Origin of the sequence: Pseudaeromonas sharmana, assembly GCF_042649925.1 — a bacterium.
Classification (GTDB): Bacteria; Pseudomonadota; Gammaproteobacteria; order Enterobacterales; family Aeromonadaceae; genus Pseudaeromonas; species Pseudaeromonas sharmana.
Window position 1 is genome coordinate 118,698 of the sequence record NZ_JBHSAF010000002.1, and the last position, 17,259, is coordinate 135,956.

Genomic DNA, 17,259 nt, shown 5'->3' on the forward strand with positions numbered 1-17,259 from the left:
GGGGGTAGGAAAATGTCTCGTGTTGCTAAGGCACCCGTCGCGATTCCTGCCGGCGTTGAAGTGACCCTGAATGGCCAGGAAATCACCGTTAAAGGCAAGAATGGTTCGCTGAGTCGTTCCATTAATGCTGCTGTTGTTGTTACCAAGGAAGAGAACGTCCTGAAGTTTGCCCCGCGCGATGCAAGCGCTGGTGCTGATGCTCAGGCCGGTACCGCTCGTGCTTTGGTTAACAACATGGTTATTGGTGTTACCGCTGGCTTCGAACGTAAGCTGCAGTTGGTAGGCGTAGGTTACCGTGCCCAGGCTAAGGGCAAGGTAGTCGGTCTGTCACTGGGCTTTTCTCACCCGGTTGAGCACGAACTGCCGGAAGGCGTGACTGCTGAGTGCCCTACTCAGACTGAAATCGTTCTGAAGAGTGCCGATAAAGCTCTGTTGGGTCAGGTAGCTGCGGACATCCGCTCTTACCGCCGTCCAGAGCCTTACAAGGGCAAGGGTGTACGCTACTCCGATGAGGTAGTGCGTACTAAAGAAGCTAAGAAGAAGTAAGGTAACACTATGGACAAGAAAGCAGCTCGTCTCCGTCGTGCTACTAAAGCACGCAAGAAGATGCAGGAACTGGGTGCGACTCGTCTGGTGGTACACCGTACTCCGCGTCATATTTACGCGCAGGTTATCGCACCGAACGGTTCTGAAGTGTTGGCCGCTGCCTCTACTGTAGAGAAGGCCATCGCTGAGCAAGTGAAGTACACCGGTAATGCTGCCGCTGCCGCCGCTGTGGGCAAGGCAATCGCTGAACGTGCGCTGGAAAAGGGTGTTACCACCGTTTCCTTCGACCGTTCCGGTTTCCAGTACCACGGCCGTGTTGCCGCGCTGGCATCTGCTGCCCGTGAAGCTGGTCTTCAGTTCTAAGGTTAGGAGTCGAAAATGTCTAAAGTCGAAACTCAAGCCGGTGACCTGCAAGAAAAGCTGGTAGCAGTTAACCGTGTTTCAAAAGTTGTTAAAGGTGGTCGTATTTTCTCCTTCACCGCACTGACTGTTGTTGGTGATGGTAACGGCCGTGTAGGTTTTGGTTACGGTAAGGCTCGTGAAGTTCCGGCTGCCATTCAAAAGGCAATGGAACAGGCTCGTCGTAACCTGACTAAGGTTGAGCTGAATGCCGGTACCCTGCACCACGCGGTGAATGGTACCCACGCTGGTTCCAACGTGTTCATGAAACCGGCCTCTCAAGGTACTGGTATCATCGCCGGTGGTGCAATGCGTGCAGTTCTGGAAGTCGCTGGTGTACACAACGTACTGGCCAAGACTTACGGCTCCACCAACCCGATGAACGTGGTTCGCGCAACCATCGACGCTCTGGCTCACATGAAGTCGCCTGAGCAAGTCGCTGCGAAGCGTGGCCTGAGCGTCGATGAAATTCTGGGGTAATGCGGCATGGCTAACAAAACTGTAAAAGTAACTCAGACTCGCAGTGCTATCGGTCGTCTGCCGAAGCACAAGGCATCTCTGCGTGGCCTGGGCCTGCGTCGCATTGGTCATACCGTCGAGCTGGAGGATACTCCGTGCGTTCGTGGCATGATCAACCAGGTTTACTACATGGTGAAGGTGGAGGAGTAATCCATGCGTTTGAACACTCTTTCTCCGGCCGCTGGTTCCAAGCCTGAAAAGAAGCGTCTGGGCCGTGGTATCGGTTCAGGCCTGGGTAAGACCTCTGGTCGTGGTCACAAGGGTGCTGGCTCTCGTAAGAGCGGTGGCACTCGTGGTGGGTTCGAAGGCGGTCAAATGCCGTTGAAGATCCGTCTGCCGAAGTTCGGTTTCTATTCTCGTAAGGGCGCTGTGACTGCTGAAGTCCGCCTGCACGAAATCGCAGCCGTTGAAGGTGATGTGGTCGATCTGAACACCCTGAAGCAAGCCGGTGTGATTACCAAGAACATCGAGTTTGCCAAGGTTGTTCTGTCAGGCAAAATCGAGCGTCCGGTAACCGTTCGTGGTCTGAGCGTCACCAAGGGTGCACGTGCAGCCATCGAAGCCGCAGGCGGCAAGATCGAGGAATAATAAGTACATGGCTAAGAAACCAGGATTAGATGTTAAAGGCGCACAGGGTGGTCTCAGCGAGCTGAAGAGCAGACTGCTGTTCGTGCTCGGTGCCATCATTGTGTTCCGTGCAGGCTCCTATGTGCCAATTCCTGGGATTGATGCCGCCGTACTTGCTGAATTGTTCCAACAACAGAAGGGTACCATCATTGAACTGTTCAATATGTTCAGTGGTGGCGCCCTGTCCCGTGCCTCCATCCTCGCACTGGGGATCATGCCGTACATCTCGGCGTCGATCATTATCCAGTTGTTGACGGTTATTCATCCGGCGATGGCCGAGTTGAAGAAGGAAGGGGAGTCTGGTCGTCGCAAGATTAGCCAGTACACCCGTTACGGGACCCTGCTGCTAGGGACCGTTCAGGCAATCGGTATCGCTACCGGTCTGCCGAATATGATGACAGGGCTCGTGGTTAATCCCGGGTTCGGATTCTATTTCACAGCCGTGGTGAGTCTGGTCACCGGTACCATGTTCCTGATGTGGTTGGGTGAGCAGATTACCGAGCGTGGTATCGGCAATGGGATCTCGTTGATTATTTTCACCGGGATCATTGCTGGTCTGCCGCATGCAATCGGTGCTACAGCTGAGCAGGCCCGTCAAGGCGAATTGCACATCCTGTTGCTGTTGCTGCTGGCGGTGATTGTGTTTGCAGTCACTTACTTTGTGGTGTTTGTTGAACGTGGCCAACGTCGAATCGTCGTGAACTACGCCAAGCGTCAACAAGGTAACCGTGTGTTTGCTGCACAGAGCACGCATTTGCCACTCAAGCTCAACATGGCCGGTGTTATTCCAGCGATTTTTGCATCCAGCATTATCCTGTTCCCAGGTACCATTGCGTCCTGGTTTGGCCAGGGTAATTCATGGACGGCCAACCTGCTGCAAGAGGTCTCCATGACTCTGCAACCAGGCCAGCCTCTCTATGAGTTGCTGTATGCCGCGGCGATCATTTTCTTCAGTTTCTTCTACACTGCGCTGGTGTTCAACCCGCGCGAGACAGCAGACAACCTGAAGAAGAGTGGCGCTTTTATTCCCGGTATTCGCCCGGGTGAACAGACCGCGAGGTTTATAGATAAAGTAATGACGCGCCTGACTCTGGCTGGTGCGCTGTACATTACCTTTATCTGTCTCGTGCCTCAGTTCTTGATGACGATGTGGAACGTTCAGTTCTATTTCGGTGGGACCTCCCTGCTGATTATTGTCGTGGTCATCATGGACTTCATGGCTCAGGTGCAGACCCATATGATGTCTCATCAGTATGGTGATGTCCTGAGAAAGGCCAATCTTAAAGGCTACGGCCGATAAGAGCGGCTTCACAGTTACGCGGAGTTAAGCAATGAAAGTTCGTGCTTCCGTTAAGGCCATCTGCCGTAACTGCAAGATCATTAAGCGCCACGGTGTTGTGCGCGTGATCTGCAGCGAGCCAAAGCATAAGCAACGCCAAGGCTAATATATTTACGGCTGGTACTTGAAAAATAAAGTTGAGCTGGCTAAATTAGCCAGCCAACTTTTGTTGTGCACTAGATCGGCCACCATGTATCCGGAACGGGCTTTATGGTGGTCAAATTTATATATTGTTTTAGGAGTGGAATAGTGGCCCGTATCGCTGGCATTAACATTCCTGACCATAAACATGCTGTCGTTGCATTGACTGCAATTTATGGTGTTGGTAATACCCGCGCAAAGGTAATTTGCGCTGAAGCCGGTATTGCCGAGGATGTGAAAATCAAAGATCTGGACGAAGCCCAGATCGAAAAGCTGCGTGAGCAAGTTGCCAAGTTTACTGTTGAAGGTGACCTGCGTCGTGAAATCTCCATGAGCATCAAGCGCTTGATGGACCTCGGTTGCTATCGTGGTCTGCGCCACCGTCGTGGCTTGCCTGTTCGTGGTCAACGCACCAAGACTAACGCGCGTACCCGGAAGGGTCCTCGCAAGCCGATTAAGAAGTAAGCGGGAAGGTGTAGAAAATGGCAAAAGCTCCGACTCGTGCTCGTAAGCGCGTTAGAAAGCAAGTAAGCGATGGTATCGCTCACGTACATGCATCTTTCAACAACACGATCGTGACCATCACCGACCGTCAAGGTAATGCCCTGTCTTGGGCTACCGCTGGTGGTTCAGGTTTCCGTGGTTCTCGTAAGTCTACTCCGTTCGCTGCTCAGGTAGCTGCCGAGCGCGCTGGCGAAATCGCCAAAGAGTATGGCGTAAAGAACCTGGAAGTGATGGTAAAGGGTCCAGGCCCTGGCCGTGAGTCTTCAATCCGTGCTCTGAATGCGGCTGGTTTCCGCATTACTAACATCACAGATGTGACTCCGATCCCGCATAACGGTTGTCGTCCTCCCAAGAAGCGTCGCGTGTAACGAAGCCTCTTGGATTAGGATTGTTGGAGAAAGAACATGGCAAGATATATCGGTCCTAAGCTGAAGCTTAGCCGTCGTGAGGGCACTGACCTGTTCCTGAAGTCAGGTGTTCGCGCGATTGACTCAAAGTGCAAAATTGATACTGCACCCGGTCAACACGGTGCGCGCAAGCCGCGCCTGTCTGACTACGGTGTTCAACTGCGTGAAAAGCAGAAAGTTCGTCGTATTTACGGCGTTCTGGAAAAGCAGTTCCGCAAGTACTACCGTGAAGCTGCCCGCCTGAAGGGCAACACTGGTGAAAACCTGCTGCAACTGCTGGAAGGTCGTCTGGACAACGTTGTTTACCGCATGGGTTTCGGTGCTACTCGCGCCGAGTGCCGTCAGCTGGTAAGCCACAAGGCTATCGTTGTTAATGGCCGTGTTGTCAACATTCCTTCTTACCAGGTTTCTCCTGAAGACGTGGTTGCTGTTCGTGAGAAGGCAAAGAAACAGGCTCGTATCAAGGCCGCTCTCGAGCTGTCTACGCAGCGTGAAAAGCCGACTTGGATGGAAGTTGACGCAGACAAGATGGAAGGCGTGTACAAGCGTCTGCCGGAACGTTCTGACCTGTCTGCCGACATTAACGAACAGCTGATCGTCGAGCTTTACTCCAAGTAAAGCTAGCTTCTAAGAGAGGACATAATGCTGGGTTCTGTAACAGATTTTCTTAAGCCACGCCTCGTTGATATTGAGCAACTGAGTCAGACTCACGCGAAAGTGACGCTTGAGCCCCTGGAACGTGGTTTTGGTCACACCCTGGGCAATGCGCTGCGTCGCATTCTCCTTTCCTCTATGCCGGGTTGTGCCGTCACCGAAGTTGAAATCGACGGTGTTCTGCACGAGTACAGCAGCAAGGAAGGTGTACAGGAGGATATCCTTGAGATCCTGCTGAACCTGAAAGGCATCGCTGTGCGTCTGGAAGGTAAGGACGAAGTAACCCTGTCTCTGACCAAGTCTGGTGCGGGCCCTGTTACTGCAGGCGACATCGTCCATGGTGAAGATGTCGTTATTCTCAACCCGAACCACGTCATCTGTCACCTGACTGGTGCCAATGCTGAAATCAGCATGCGCCTGAAAGTGCAGCGCGGTCGTGGTTACGTGCCTGCTTCTGCTCGCGTTCACAGCGAAGACGAAGAGCGTCCGATTGGTCGCCTTCTGCTGGACGCAGCATTCAGCCCGGTGGTTCGCATTGCCTATAATGTTGAAGCCGCCCGTGTTGAGCAGCGTACCGACCTGGACAAGTTGGTTATCGACATGGAAACCAACGGCACCCTGGATCCGGAGGAGGCCATCCGTCGTGCTGCCACTATTCTGGCAGAGCAACTGGAAGCCTTCGTCGATCTGCGTGATGTCAGCGTCCCAGAGAAGAAGGAAGAGAAGCCGGAATTTGATCCGATCCTGCTGCGTCCTGTCGACGATCTGGAACTGACAGTTCGTTCTGCGAACTGTCTGAAGGCAGAAGCCATCCATTACATTGGTGATCTGGTACAGCGTACCGAAGTTGAGTTGTTAAAGACTCCGAACCTCGGTAAGAAGTCCTTGACTGAAATCAAGGACGTGTTGGCATCCCGTGGTCTGTCTCTTGGCATGCGCCTTGAGAACTGGCCGCCAGCCAGCCTGGCTGATGAGTAATCCAGATTACGGGTCTCACAGATTAAGTTAGAAGGATAAGGTCATGCGCCATCGTTTGAGTGGTCGTCAACTGAACCGGAACAGCAGCCACCGTCAGGCTATGTTCCGCAACATGGCCAGCTCCCTGGTTCGTCATGAAATCATCAAGACGACTCTGCCGAAGGCAAAAGAGCTGCGTCGTGTAGTTGAACCTCTGATTACACTCGCCAAGACTGACAGTGTTGCTAACCGTCGTCTGGCATTTGCCCGCACTCGCGATAGCGAAGTGGTAGGCAAGCTGTTCACCGAATTGGGTCCGCGTTATCTGGAGCGCGCTGGTGGTTACACCCGCATCCTGAAGTGCGGCCTGCGTGCCGGTGACAAGGCTCCTATGGCATACATCGAGCTGGTTGGTCGCCCTGCGACTGCCGAAGCTGTTGCCGTAGAAGAGTAATAGCAAATTATAAAAAGACCGGGCTTTGGCCCGGTCTTTTTTTATTTGTTCTTTTTGCTATTTGGCGTCACTGGCGCGGTAAAAAGAACGCCAGCTTGCGCTGGCGTTGCTGAGTTACTGCTTAACCATTCTTTCGGCCGGCAAACACCACCATCACCTTGTCGTTGCCTTTTTGGCGCACGAAGGTGTACGGCTTGTCGCTGAGTTTCACGTGGCTACCTGCGGCAACAGCCGGGTGTGCGGCACGGAATGCCCCCAGTTTCTGCCAATGCTTGACCAACTCGGCCTTCTCCCCGCTGTTCAACTCCTTCCAGTTCATGTCGGAACGTACCGCCTGGTCAAAAACGCCGTCGCTCTTCATCAGGCCACGACCCGACTCATCACCGTAATAAATTTGAACCCCACCCGGCAACATCATGAAGCTGTTTGCAACACGACGTTGCAGGCCAGTGTCTTCGTAGTCGCCGAAGAACAACTTGGTATCGTGCGATGAGATATAACTCAGGACGTTGAAGTTAGGATCTGTGTTGATCGTCTTGGCATACTTTGCATAGGTCGGCTCAGCGGTATTCATGCACTGGGCATTGTTCAGTGCATCTCGCTGGTAGTCGAAGTTAATGATGGAATCAAAGCCATTGTCGAACCACAGATCCTTGTTCATGCCATGGTCCCAGACTTCACCGACCATGAAGAAAGGTAGATCATCGATCTTCTTGTCCGGATTCGCCGCCTTCCACTCCTTCAATGCGGCGGTGCCCTCGGCTTTTAATTTCTTCCAGGCTGCCGGCTCAAGGTGCTTGACGGTATCACCACGGAAGCCATCAATACCGAATTTGCGCACCCAATCCGTGTGCCATTTGACCAGGTAGTCAACCACGGTTGCATTTGGCAGCGTGGTAGCATTGGTATCTTTCTTGGCCTTCAGGAACGGCGGCAAATCGACTGCTTTGGTCGACTCCGTCAAGAAATCCGGCAAACCACCGACAGCCCCTGTGACGTCGTCATTGCCTGGGGTTTGATAACCCGGCATGGTGGCGCGCACCCAGTCGGTACCCCACCAGTTCTTCCAGTCATGGCTCTGATAATTGATGTGTTGGTTGAAGCCATGCCAGTTGCCATACAGGCCCACGGGTTTCCAATCCGACCAACGGGCAGGCAACTTCTCCTTATCGGTTACCAGGCTCTCCAAGCCCAAATCCTGCAGATCGGCAAGTGTGGCGTAACCGGCATGGTTCATTACGACGTCGACAAGCACACGGATCCCCCGTTTGTGCGCCTCATCCACCATTGCCTTCAAGGCCGCCTCATCCCCGAGGTTCGGATCCAGCTTGGTGAAATCCAGTGCCCAATAGCCGTGGTAGGCATAGAACGGGAAGGTGCCATTTTCTCCACCGCCGATAAAGCCGTGTACCTGCTCGACCATCGGTGTGATCCAGATAGCATTGACACCGAGTGACTTGATGTAATCCAGCTTGTCGGTAATGCCTTTAAAGTCACCACCATGCCAGGTTCCGATCTCGTCCTTGCCATCGCGCTTGCGACCAAAAGAGTTGTCGTTGGTCGGATCACCGTTATTGAAACGGTCGGTGAGCATGAAATAGACGGTGGCATTATCCCAACTGAACGCGACCTGCTTTTCACTCTTGACCGGTTCGAGCAGCAGAATGCCCTCACTGTCGACCGCCGGCGTCATGGTCACCTTGCCCGACTTCACGGTGGCGACTTGACCCGAGTAAGCATCACGTAACTGGGTACCGTTAGGCCAGGTTTTGCCTACGCTTACGGTCACTGCTCCACCATCCCAGCTGTTGCATTCCACTGCCGGTGGTTGGCGCTTGAAACTGCCAGCCTTGGTGGCGCGCAGCACCTTCAATGTCGGTGCATCGGGATTGCTATTATCCAGTGTGAAATCATAGTTACCCGGTAACAGGACGCGCAGCTGATACTGTTGATCCTTGGCACAGCTGGAGAGTGGATTGGATTTACCAAATGGTAACGGTCCAGCGGTTGCCGGCCCGAAAGTGGTGCCACAAGTGTGTGCCTTGTCGGCAATTTGGATCTGATATGTCCCTTTTTTCAGGCTGGTTGTCACCTTGTAGGTGCTTTTGCCTTGATCCTGAAGTTGCAGCGCCGCATCCGCCGCCTGGTTGTTAATGGAGAGAAAAAGGGGAGTCGAGATCGGTTCTGCCTGCGCAGCACTGGCCATCAGTGCCGAGAAGGTAAGCAGAGCCAGACGGCTGGGCTTGAACATAGAGGGAATCCCATGGTTGCTGGTAAAGCTCCATTCTATGGAGCTGGCCACCTGAATTGATGCTGGATGTGCCGTTTTGTGATGACAGTACCAATGGTTGCGTTTTCAACCAATGTTGGGAGGTGCCGGCGGCAAGATTCGCAGGGGTGGTTAGGTTTTGTGGCGGGCTCCGTGCATGAGGGATCGCCAATCATCGGCGACATCTTTCTAATTAGATGAATAGTAAGGATAAAGAATCGACCTCCAATGGCGGGCTCTTGAGGCGAATCGGCCGGCTCAGTAACTTGGCATCAATCGCTGCCCGCGCACCGTCAGGAACAGGTATACGGCATAGCGCCAAAAGGAGACATGCTGCCACGCTTTTCAATTAACAGTAGTGTACCCGGGAAGCCGTTCGTAATTCCGGGCCTGACTGCCGTGGTGTTTACCTGCACGGGATGTAACAGTCGGCACCAGTCAGTCGCGTAATAATGAAATAAATGCATAGTAAGCCGTGTTCTCAGCCAACGCATTATTCTCAATATAGGGGCGCGAGAGGAGTTTTCTATGCGACTGCTGCTGTTGGGGTTATGGCTGTGGATCGCAATGCCAGCATTGAGTGCCAGCCGTGCTCTGTGTTGGCTGGATTGCGAAGCCGATTTGACGCTGCTGCTATTGAGTTGGCAGCAACGGACTCCTGCTGGCTCATTTCAGCTGCAGCCCGAATCGCCAGAGCAAAATCGCCTCTGGCCGACTGCGCCACCCTCGCTCGGGGCCTCATTGCCTTTAAGCATGCAGGAGGGGGGCTGGAAGCTGAAGCGGTTGCGCCCCGAGCTGCGTTGGCGCTCAGAATGGGGTGATACCGGAGTGCGTTTCGATGGTAATCGTGTCCGACTGCGCCTTGATTCGGCCGATCGACTGCAGCGCTGGCAATTGACCGTCGACCCCGATGACATCAAGTTCGAGTTCCGTCTCGCCTACTAAATGCAGTTCTAACTAGGTGAACACTCACGGCTGCCACTGGCTGGCCACGAAATGGCTCCTTCACTCCAGGTCAGGGCGTAGAGCCTCATCTCTGGGTTCACGGCGAGTCTGCCTGTACTTGCGGTCTCTGATTCCGAATATGGAGCGGCTATTAGCGGCCAGGTTCGGCTGGGCGTGATGCCCATCATGGTTTAGCATGCCGCTTTGATCGTGAACTGTCGGGGACATCGTGTATATCGGATTTGACTATGGCACATCGAACTGTGCTGCGGCCGTCATGGAGCAGGGGCGGGTACGGCGTTTGCCGCTAGATGGGCAAGATCCCTATCTGACCTCTACCCTGTATGCGCCACATCGTGATGCCATTCCGCTGTTGCTGGCCAATGCCCTGGATGAACCTCAGCGCCAGCGCTATCTGCAACAACACGCCGGAGCTCTGGCCAAGGCACAGCGTGCGCGCAGGGAGCTCGAGGAGGAGGGACTGCCATTTCGTTGCCTGCTGGGCAAGGCGGCCACCGAACAGTACTTGCTGGAGCCCGAAGAGGGCTATTACCTGAAGTCACCGAAGTCGTTTCTCGGGGCGACCGGTCTGTCGACGCCACAGTTGACACTGTTTCGCGATCTGGTCGCCATCATGATGCTGCATATCCGCCGTGCTGCTGAAAATGCGCTGCAACGGGAAGTGAAGCAGGCGGTGATCGGGCAGCCGGTTAACTTCCAGGGGTTGAGGGGGGATGATAGTAATCGACAGGCCCGCGCCTTGCTGGTGCAAGCGGCGGAACTGGCCGGGTTTGCCGAGATTCAGTTCCAGTATGAGCCGATTGCCGCCGGTCTTGAATATGAGTCGACATTGCGCCAGGAGCAGACGGTACTGGTCATTGACATTGGGGGCGGGACGACGGACTGCTCGGTGCTAAGGATGGGGCCGGGGCGGCGGGGGGCGCCCGAACGGGATGCGGATCTGTTAGCACACACGGGCATGCGCCTCGGTGGCAATGATCTGGATATCCGCCTCGCCGTGTTGGGGTTAATGCCGCTCTGTGGCCTTGATGGCATCAACCAGCGCGGGCTGCCGATGCCGCATAGCCTGTTCTGGGATGCCATGTCGATCAACGATTTGCAGGCGCAGAGCCGTTTTTTTGCCGATGCTACCGGCCGTCAGTTGCAAACCCTGCTACGCGAGGTGCGCCAACCAGAACAGCTGTCGCGCCTGGCCTGGATCCGGCAGCATCGTCAGACACATCATATGGTGTGGGAAGCCGAGCAGATGAAGATGCAGCTCTCCGAACAGACTGTCTGTCGGCGAACGCTGCTGTTGCATCAGCAGGCACTCGAGGTCGACGTCAGTCAGTTACAGATGGCCGCAATGCTGGCGCCGTTGTTGGAAAAGATAGGTTCGCTGGCGGATGATGCTATCCACGATGCCGCTACGCAACCCGATGTGATTTTCTTGACCGGGGGCAGTGCCCGCTCGCCGCTGATCCGTGATGTGCTGGCAGCACGCTATCCATCCATTCCGTTGGTCACCGGAGATCATGCCGGCTCGGTGATTGCCGGACTGGCGCGTTGGGCCGAGCACTGCTTTGCTTGAGTCCTGAATGTGCACTGGCTCCGAGCTTGGTGGCTGACAAAAGATTATGGTGAGGTTTCTATGGCAACAGGCGAGAAGGTGATGAAAGCGACGTATTGGATGCTGTATGCCGGGCTATTGGGCTGGCATGGGGGGGCGGCTGCCATGGTCACGGCTCCAAGCCAGATCACGGCGGTTACCGTACACCCGGGGTTGGCCACGGTGACGCGGCACGTGACGGTCACATTACCGGCGGGTGATGAGGTGGTGGCGATAGAGGGATTGCCTGCCAGTCTCGATGTAGCGTCGCTGCAGGTGAGCCGGGTCTCGGGGCAGGCTCAGATTACCAGTGTCGAAATTCAGCGCCAGCTGAAGACCGTTGCCAGCCAGGAAGACGTGGTCAAACTCGAAGCGCGCCAGGATACGTTACAAGACGAGCTCGCCCGCCTGGACGGGCGTGCCCAGGCTTTAGCCACCCAGATGACATTTTTGCAGGCGCTGGCGGCCGCGCCTGGCAAAGTCAGTGACCAGGCGTTGCAGGCCAGTGCCGAGTGGGCTCGTGGTGTCAGTGTGCTCGGCGATAGCATGCAGCGCATCGGAGAACAGAAAGTCCTGCTGGCTCAGGAGCAGCGCCAGCGCGCACGCGAGCTTGAGGTCGTAAAGAGTGAGCTGGCTCGATTGCAGCAGGATCAGCATGAGAGTCGCCAATTACAGATTCATCTGGCGGGGAAGGGGGCGCCGGTTGAGTTGCTGGTGCGCTATCAGGTACCAGGCGCCAATTGGCAGCCGGTCTATGAGGCCGGGCTGGATACCCGGCGTGGAATGTTAAAATTGACGCGCTCCGCGCTGGTTCAGCAGGCGACTGGCGAAACCTGGCCACAGGTGGCGTTAACCCTGGCGACCAGTCGTCCACAGCAGCTATCAGCCCCTCCCGAACTGAACAGTTGGTGGATTGATCTGCGTGATGAAAGCCAGATCCGGGCCAAAAGCACCGCCGTCAGTCAACAAGATAGCGTCGAGGTTCAGGCATTGATGGCGGCACCAGCCCCGGCACCAGCACCAGCCTCTGAAGCCGATGCCGACGGTCATCGCCTGCCGATGCTGGATGCCGGTGACTTTGTCGCTGAATACCGGCTGCCTGGGCGCCTGTCAGTGGCGAGTAACCAGGATCCGCAACGCGTTGTGCTGGGAGAGGAGAGCCAATCTGTCTCCCTGCGTCTGGAATCAGCGCCCCGGCTTGATCCGACGGCCTATTTGCTGGTGGATATGAAGAACAGCCTGCCGGCACCATTGCTGGCGGGGGCTTGGCGTCTGTCCCGCGATGGAGCTTATATCGGGCAGCGCGACTTGCCGTTGGTGGCGGCGGGGGACCAGTTGGCGCTGGCGTTTGGTGCCGATGATGCGGTCAAAATCCAGGCGACCCTGCTGGAAGATCAACAGGGCGAACAGGGTGTGCTGAATAAGGAGCAGACCCTGGTACGGCGCTGGCGCTTTGAGTTCGTCAACGGCCATGACAGCGCACTGCCGCTGACGGTTCGCGATAGCTGGCCCATCAGCCGCAATGAGCAGGTGAAGATTGAGCCGTTGGCCGGCGTACCCGCGCCACAACCGGCCGAGGAGCCCGGGGTAAAACAGTGGCAACTGACGTTGCAACCACAACAAACCACCCGTTTGGAAAGCGGATATCAGGTGCGATACCCGTACCAACGTCATCTGGAGGGGCTCTGAGGTAGTGTCACCGGCCTGACGGCGGAGTAGAATGGCGGCAGGAATATCAGTGATTTCAAGGATACGCAATGAAACGATATCTGGCTATGGGCCTGCTACCGCTGCTGATGACGGCTTGTTCCAGTGACAATGGTTTGTCCGAAGACTACCGCTACACTCCACCGACGGCTGTCGCGACCAATAATACGGCCGAGTTCGATAAACCGTTTGACCTGGTCTGGTCGCGGGCAGAACGCTGGTTCAGCGACAATCAACTGCCGTTGCTGAGTCAGGAGCGCGGGTCGGGCCTGCTCGCGGCTCAACAGCAGGGCTACGCCGAGGGGTTGTCTTTCCTCGATTGCGGGGTGGGGGGCAGCAAGGTTGCCATCGAGAATCCGACACTGCGTGTCAATCTGATCCTGACCGAGAGCCTGGGCAAGACGGTCGCCACGGTCAACGTCAAGGGGTCCACCTCGGTTTCGTTTGTCGAGTCGGATGGCAGCCATATCGCCGCACCGTCGGTGACGCCCACCTGTGTCTCCAATGGCAAGCTGGAAGAGGCATTGATGGCGGCGCTGAACGACTGAGCCAGTTGTTGCATGCTGAATGCGGGGTCCTTGCGGACCCCGTTTTTTTGCGCACCGTAGTGGGCACCACCCAGATTATTAAATCTGGCTTAATAATCGATGTCGTATTACCCGATCTTGTGACGGGTAATCGCGACGCAGAGATAAAAAAACCGACCCGGTTGCGGGTCGGTTCTCATCATTCGTCACATCAGCGCGGCGCGCGTTGCTGGCGTCGACTGTAGACCAGGCTCAGTACCATACTGGTGATCAGAATCAAGGCCACTATGCCGAGCGATAGCAGGATCGGGATCTTGATGACATCCAGCAGCAGCATCTTGGCACCGATGAACAACAGGATCAGGGCCAATCCATACTTCAGCAGCACAAAGCGGTCGGCAAAGTCAGCCAACAGGAAGTACATGGCGCGCAGCCCCATGATGGCAAAGATGTTCGAGGTCAGGACGATAAACGGATCCGTCGTCACCGCGAAGATGGCCGGAATACTGTCGACGGCGAAAATCAGGTCACTGATCTCTACCAATATCAGGACCAGCAGCAGCGGCGTGGCATAACGCACACCTTGCTTGATGACGAAAAACCTCTCTTCGTGCAGTTCCTCGGTGACCTTCATATGCCGGCGTAACCAGCGCAGCAGCGGATTGTTGGCCAGATCCGGCTCCTTGTCCGCAGCCCACAACATCTTGGCTCCGGTCAGCAGCAAGAAGGCGCCAAACAGATAGAGTACCCAGTGGAATTGGGTGATCAACCAACTGCCGGCGAACACCATGCCGGTGCGCATCACGATGGCACCCAGTACGCCATACAACAACACCCGGCGTTGCAGCTCGGCCGGAATGGCGAAGTAGCCGAACAGCATCAGCCAGACGAAGACGTTATCGACGGCCAGGGCTTTCTCGATCAGATAGCCGGTAAAGAACTCCAGTGCTTTCTGGTTAGCGAGCTCGCGGCCGGCATTGGCATCCAGATACCACCAGATAGCGGCGTTGAAGGCGAGGGCGACGGCGACCCAGATTAACGACCAGATCGCGGCCTCTTTGAGGCTGACTTTATGCTGCTTGCCACCACCGACAAAGAGCAGGTCGATCAGTAACAAGGCGATGACAATCCCGGCAAAGCCGGTCCACATCCACCAGGTTCCCAGTAACTCCATGATGCATTCTCCAACAAAAAAAGCCTGTGTCACTCAGGCACAGGCTTTCTGCTGGAGAGTCAGAATAGACCTTGCCTGAAGCGGCAAGGTCTCACTTACAGTTGCGTGGCAACTGCCCGCTGGCCGGGTGCATGCACCGTGATGACGACCAGTCGGCGTGGAAGTTACTCCCCTTGTGAACAGTATGTTAATTCAGCGACGAATTAACTGCAAGCCTGTGCTGGCCTGCTTCTTGCTTTTTAATCTGCTGTATTTCGCCCCTACCACCGACGATGATCATAGCATCGTAGCTATTGTCTTGACGGAAGCGGCGTCAGGTTCAAGTATGGCAGTGATCTCTCCTGCCGATTTCCGGGAGCAAACCATGCGTTACCCTCAACCCCAAAGTCAGGCCATGCTCACCGAGCTGGCGCAATATGTTATTGCCGAACCCAAGCCATTTGTCGTCGATCTGGAGCACAGTCATGGCATCTGGCTGGCGACGGTAGATGGTAATCGCATCATGGATTGGTGCGGCCTGTATGGTGCCAGGCTATTGGGTTATAACCATCCGCGCTTGTACGAGCCGGCTTATGTTCAGCGCCTGGTGCGCGCGGCGAACAACAAGATGGCCAATCCGGATTTTCTCACGGCCGAATGCCTCGATTACTATCGGCTGCTGCACCGCCTGGCCCCTGAGTGTATGCGCGGGCAGCCGGTCGAAGTGTATGTCGTCAACTCCGGAGCGGAAGCCGTCGAGAACATGATGAAGTACTTCATCAACCTGCATCATCAGAAGATGCAGGAGCAGGGCAAGACGCCACTGACCAAGCGCTTTATCTATTTCGATCAGGCATTCCACGGGCGTACCGTGTTTGCGCTGAACATCACCAAGCTGGAGAACGATCCGTTGGCCACCCGTGATTACCACGGCATCATCCAGGGCAACTTGCAGGTGCCGTTTCCGAGTTGGGACAGCGATCGCAGCCAGGAGGAGAACGAGCGTGAGATTGATGCCTGCCTAGCTAACCTGGAGTATCTGATCCGGACCTACCGCGACGAGATCGCCGGCATCATTCTCGAGCCGCTGCAAGGGGCGGGCGGGCATCGCCTCGCTGGCCCGCGCTTCTACCGCGCCCTCTCCGAGCTGTGCCATCGCCACCAGATAAATTGGGGGCTCGACGAAGTGCAGACCTCCGGTGGTCAGTGCGGCAAGGTGTTCTGTATCGACAGCTTCGACATTCCCTATCCGCCACAGGCAGTGGCCTCGGCGAAGAAGTTCGGTAACGGTGTGCTGTTCATGCAGCATTCGATGCAGGATATCGGTGTTCTTGATTCAACCTGGGGCGGCACTCTGGCGGATATGGTGCGCTTCGTGCAAGAGTGGGACATCGTTGAGCAGGAGCGGCTGATCGACGCTGTCAGTGACAAGAGCCGATGTCTGATTGCGGGGTTGCAGGCTCTGGCGGCGCGCTATCCGCAGAAGATTCGCCACGTGCGTGGTCTTGGCTTGTATCAGGGCTTCACGCTGGTCACGCCTGCCGATAAGGGACGTCTGATTGAGCTGGCGTTGGAGCAGGAGGATCTGCTGTTGCTGGGGGCGGGTAAGGAGAGCATTCGCTTCCGGCCACCGCTGGATGTGACCTGTGACGAGATTGAGCTGTTGTTGGCAAAGCTGGAGCGCTTGCTGGCGCAGCTGTAGCGGCGAGACACCGGCTCTGTGCCGAGCCGGTGTCCTGCGAGGCTTACTGCGGGAGCAGGTTGCCGACGTTGAACAGCGTCAGCAGGCCGAGGATCACGAACAGGCCGGCGGCTACGCCGTGTACCAGCTTCAGCGGGATGCGGTTGGCGATCTTGTTGCCGACCAGCACCGCCGGCACGTTGGCCAGCAGCATGCCGACCGTGGTTCCGGCCACGACACTGATGAAGTTGGCATAGTGCGCGGCCAGTGCGACAGTGGCCACCTGCGTCTTGTCGCCCATCTCGGCCAGGAAGAAGGCGATCAGGGTGGCGCCAAAGACGCCGTAGCGACTGGCGACACGGGTGTCGTCATCGTCAATCTTGTCCGGGATCAGGATCCAGCCCGCCATCAGCAGGAACGACAGCCCCAGCACCCAGCGCAGTACATCCGGGCCCAGCAGTTGCGTGACGGCATGGCCAACGGCACCGGCGAAGGCGTGGTTGAAGAGGGTTGCGATCAGGATGCCGAGGATGATCGGCACAGGTTTGCGAAAACGGGCAGCGAGCACCAGTGCCAGCAATTGGGTCTTGTCGCCCATTTCTGCCAGAGCCACTATGCCGCTGGATACGAGGAACGCCTCCATGAAACTCTCCCAGGCCGGCTTTTTTCCAATGACCACGCCGTCACGCCGGCCTATCCGGTGACGAAGTGGTCAAAGGTCTTGCCAAACTCAGGTCGCGGTCGCCATGGCCTGTGGGCCAAGTATGTTGACGACAGCCCCGGCAGCAGGTGCCGGGAGGCTACTCCCCAATGACCGGCGC

The 17,259-nt window shown here is 56.0% G+C and carries 20 protein-coding genes and 1 riboswitch; of the genes, 17 read left to right on the plus strand and 3 right to left on the minus strand.

The annotated features are described in order from the left end of the window. Window positions 1-12: 12 nt before the first annotated feature. From rplF to rplQ, 12 genes are all read left to right on the plus strand, one after another. Window positions 13-546 (plus strand): 50S ribosomal protein L6, encoded by a 534-nt coding sequence (gene rplF, locus ACFOSS_RS04015; protein WP_377150774.1) that lies wholly within the window; start codon window positions 13-15, stop codon window positions 544-546. 9 nt (window positions 547-555) lie between these two features. After that, window positions 556-909 (plus strand): 50S ribosomal protein L18, encoded by a 354-nt coding sequence (rplR, locus tag ACFOSS_RS04020; protein WP_377150775.1) that lies wholly within the window; start codon window positions 556-558, stop codon window positions 907-909. A 15-nt stretch (window positions 910-924) separates the two neighbouring features. Then, window positions 925-1,425 carry a 30S ribosomal protein S5 gene (gene rpsE / locus ACFOSS_RS04025; protein ID WP_377150776.1) on the plus strand — a complete coding sequence of 167 codons (501 nt, stop codon included), beginning with the start codon at window positions 925-927 and terminating at the stop codon, window positions 1,423-1,425. 6 nt (window positions 1,426-1,431) lie between these two features. Continuing rightward, window positions 1,432-1,614: a 50S ribosomal protein L30 gene (rpmD, locus tag ACFOSS_RS04030; protein ID WP_377150777.1), complete on the plus strand. Its 183-nt coding sequence runs from the start codon at window positions 1,432-1,434 to the stop codon at window positions 1,612-1,614. A 3-nt stretch (window positions 1,615-1,617) separates the two neighbouring features. Beyond that, window positions 1,618-2,052 (plus strand): 50S ribosomal protein L15, encoded by a 435-nt coding sequence (gene rplO, locus ACFOSS_RS04035; protein ID WP_377150778.1) that lies wholly within the window; start codon window positions 1,618-1,620, stop codon window positions 2,050-2,052. Between the two features lie 7 nt (window positions 2,053-2,059). After that, the gene (gene secY, locus ACFOSS_RS04040; protein ID WP_377150779.1) at window positions 2,060-3,391 is read left to right on the plus strand and encodes a preprotein translocase subunit SecY; all 1,332 of its coding nucleotides are present in this window, start codon (window positions 2,060-2,062) and stop codon (window positions 3,389-3,391) included. Between the two features lie 31 nt (window positions 3,392-3,422). Continuing rightward, window positions 3,423-3,536 carry a 50S ribosomal protein L36 gene (rpmJ, locus tag ACFOSS_RS04045; protein ID WP_005319705.1) on the plus strand — a complete coding sequence of 38 codons (114 nt, stop codon included), beginning with the start codon at window positions 3,423-3,425 and terminating at the stop codon, window positions 3,534-3,536. Window positions 3,537-3,679: 143 nt separating this feature from the next. Beyond that, window positions 3,680-4,036, plus strand: a complete 357-nt coding sequence (rpsM, locus tag ACFOSS_RS04050) for a 30S ribosomal protein S13 (RefSeq protein ID WP_377150780.1) — start codon at window positions 3,680-3,682, stop codon at window positions 4,034-4,036. Between the two features lie 17 nt (window positions 4,037-4,053). Continuing rightward, window positions 4,054-4,443, plus strand: coding sequence for a 30S ribosomal protein S11 (gene rpsK / locus ACFOSS_RS04055; protein WP_012728351.1), 390 nt, complete (start codon window positions 4,054-4,056; stop codon window positions 4,441-4,443). A 36-nt stretch (window positions 4,444-4,479) separates the two neighbouring features. Beyond that, window positions 4,480-5,100 (plus strand): 30S ribosomal protein S4, encoded by a 621-nt coding sequence (rpsD, locus tag ACFOSS_RS04060; RefSeq protein ID WP_377150781.1) that lies wholly within the window; start codon window positions 4,480-4,482, stop codon window positions 5,098-5,100. Between the two features lie 24 nt (window positions 5,101-5,124). Then, on the plus strand, window positions 5,125-6,114 hold the full coding sequence (locus ACFOSS_RS04065) for a DNA-directed RNA polymerase subunit alpha (RefSeq protein ID WP_377150782.1): 990 nt from the start codon (window positions 5,125-5,127) through the stop codon (window positions 6,112-6,114). Window positions 6,115-6,157: 43 nt separating this feature from the next. Further along, window positions 6,158-6,547, plus strand: a complete 390-nt coding sequence (gene rplQ, locus ACFOSS_RS04070) for a 50S ribosomal protein L17 (protein ID WP_377150783.1) — start codon at window positions 6,158-6,160, stop codon at window positions 6,545-6,547. Between the two features lie 121 nt (window positions 6,548-6,668). On the opposite strand, the gene ACFOSS_RS04075 is transcribed toward rplQ, so the two are convergent. Next, entirely contained in the window at window positions 6,669-8,753 is a 2,085-nt protein-coding gene (locus ACFOSS_RS04075; RefSeq protein ID WP_377150988.1) for an alpha-amylase, read from the minus strand. Between the two features lie 591 nt (window positions 8,754-9,344). On the opposite strand from ACFOSS_RS04075, the gene ACFOSS_RS04080 reads away from it, so the two are divergent. The 4 genes from ACFOSS_RS04080 to ACFOSS_RS04095 all read left to right on the plus strand — a co-directional run bounded on the left by ACFOSS_RS04080 (window position 9,345) and on the right by ACFOSS_RS04095 (window position 13,625). Then, window positions 9,345-9,761 (plus strand): hypothetical protein, encoded by a 417-nt coding sequence (locus ACFOSS_RS04080; protein WP_377150784.1) that lies wholly within the window; start codon window positions 9,345-9,347, stop codon window positions 9,759-9,761. A 229-nt stretch (window positions 9,762-9,990) separates the two neighbouring features. Beyond that, the gene (gene yegD / locus ACFOSS_RS04085) at window positions 9,991-11,352 is read left to right on the plus strand and encodes a molecular chaperone (RefSeq protein WP_377150786.1); all 1,362 of its coding nucleotides are present in this window, start codon (window positions 9,991-9,993) and stop codon (window positions 11,350-11,352) included. An 81-nt stretch (window positions 11,353-11,433) separates the two neighbouring features. Then, entirely contained in the window at window positions 11,434-13,059 is a 1,626-nt protein-coding gene (locus ACFOSS_RS04090; RefSeq protein WP_377150787.1) for a DUF4139 domain-containing protein, read from the plus strand. Between the two features lie 68 nt (window positions 13,060-13,127). Continuing rightward, on the plus strand, window positions 13,128-13,625 hold the full coding sequence (locus tag ACFOSS_RS04095; protein ID WP_377150788.1) for a hypothetical protein: 498 nt from the start codon (window positions 13,128-13,130) through the stop codon (window positions 13,623-13,625). A 190-nt stretch (window positions 13,626-13,815) separates the two neighbouring features. Here the strand turns inward: ACFOSS_RS04095 and ACFOSS_RS04100 are convergent, their stop codons facing one another. Beyond that, window positions 13,816-14,769 carry a TerC family protein gene (locus ACFOSS_RS04100; RefSeq protein WP_377150989.1) on the minus strand — a complete coding sequence of 318 codons (954 nt, stop codon included), beginning with the start codon at window positions 14,767-14,769 and terminating at the stop codon, window positions 13,816-13,818. Window positions 14,770-15,142: 373 nt separating this feature from the next. Here ACFOSS_RS04100 and ACFOSS_RS04105 point away from each other — a divergent pair, with 373 nt between their 5' ends. Beyond that, window positions 15,143-16,459 carry an aminotransferase class III-fold pyridoxal phosphate-dependent enzyme gene (locus ACFOSS_RS04105; protein ID WP_377150789.1) on the plus strand — a complete coding sequence of 439 codons (1,317 nt, stop codon included), beginning with the start codon at window positions 15,143-15,145 and terminating at the stop codon, window positions 16,457-16,459. A gap of 43 nt (window positions 16,460-16,502) precedes the next feature. Here the strand turns inward: ACFOSS_RS04105 and ACFOSS_RS04110 are convergent, their stop codons facing one another. Next, window positions 16,503-17,081 (minus strand): TMEM165/GDT1 family protein, encoded by a 579-nt coding sequence (locus tag ACFOSS_RS04110; protein WP_377150790.1) that lies wholly within the window; start codon window positions 17,079-17,081, stop codon window positions 16,503-16,505. Window position 17,082: 1 nt separating this feature from the next. After that, window positions 17,083-17,259: riboswitch (yybP-ykoY riboswitch) on the minus strand.

Excerpts from the sequence above, each read along its gene's own strand:
- rplF (WP_377150774.1), top strand. The coding sequence starts at position 13 with ATGTCTCGTGTTGCTAAGGCACCCGTCGCGATTCCTGCCGGCGTTGAA.
- rplR (WP_377150775.1), top strand. The coding sequence starts at position 556 with ATGGACAAGAAAGCAGCTCGTCTCCGTCGTGCTACTAAAGCACGCAAG.
- rpsE (WP_377150776.1), top strand. The coding sequence starts at position 925 with ATGTCTAAAGTCGAAACTCAAGCCGGTGACCTGCAAGAAAAGCTGGTA.
- rpmD (WP_377150777.1), top strand. The coding sequence starts at position 1,432 with ATGGCTAACAAAACTGTAAAAGTAACTCAGACTCGCAGTGCTATCGGT.
- rplO (WP_377150778.1), top strand. The coding sequence starts at position 1,618 with ATGCGTTTGAACACTCTTTCTCCGGCCGCTGGTTCCAAGCCTGAAAAG.
- secY (WP_377150779.1), top strand. The coding sequence starts at position 2,060 with ATGGCTAAGAAACCAGGATTAGATGTTAAAGGCGCACAGGGTGGTCTC.
- rpmJ (WP_005319705.1), top strand. The coding sequence starts at position 3,423 with ATGAAAGTTCGTGCTTCCGTTAAGGCCATCTGCCGTAACTGCAAGATC.
- rpsK (WP_012728351.1), top strand. The coding sequence starts at position 4,054 with ATGGCAAAAGCTCCGACTCGTGCTCGTAAGCGCGTTAGAAAGCAAGTA.
- rpsD (WP_377150781.1), top strand. The coding sequence starts at position 4,480 with ATGGCAAGATATATCGGTCCTAAGCTGAAGCTTAGCCGTCGTGAGGGC.
- ACFOSS_RS04065 (WP_377150782.1), top strand. The coding sequence starts at position 5,125 with ATGCTGGGTTCTGTAACAGATTTTCTTAAGCCACGCCTCGTTGATATT.
- rplQ (WP_377150783.1), top strand. The coding sequence starts at position 6,158 with ATGCGCCATCGTTTGAGTGGTCGTCAACTGAACCGGAACAGCAGCCAC.
- ACFOSS_RS04075 (WP_377150988.1), bottom strand. The coding sequence starts at position 8,753 with ATGGCCAGTGCTGCGCAGGCAGAACCGATCTCGACTCCCCTTTTTCTC.
- ACFOSS_RS04080 (WP_377150784.1), top strand. The coding sequence starts at position 9,345 with ATGCGACTGCTGCTGTTGGGGTTATGGCTGTGGATCGCAATGCCAGCA.
- ACFOSS_RS04090 (WP_377150787.1), top strand. The coding sequence starts at position 11,434 with ATGAAAGCGACGTATTGGATGCTGTATGCCGGGCTATTGGGCTGGCAT.
- ACFOSS_RS04095 (WP_377150788.1), top strand. The coding sequence starts at position 13,128 with ATGAAACGATATCTGGCTATGGGCCTGCTACCGCTGCTGATGACGGCT.
- ACFOSS_RS04105 (WP_377150789.1), top strand. The coding sequence starts at position 15,143 with ATGCGTTACCCTCAACCCCAAAGTCAGGCCATGCTCACCGAGCTGGCG.
- ACFOSS_RS04110 (WP_377150790.1), bottom strand. The coding sequence starts at position 17,081 with ATGGAGGCGTTCCTCGTATCCAGCGGCATAGTGGCTCTGGCAGAAATG.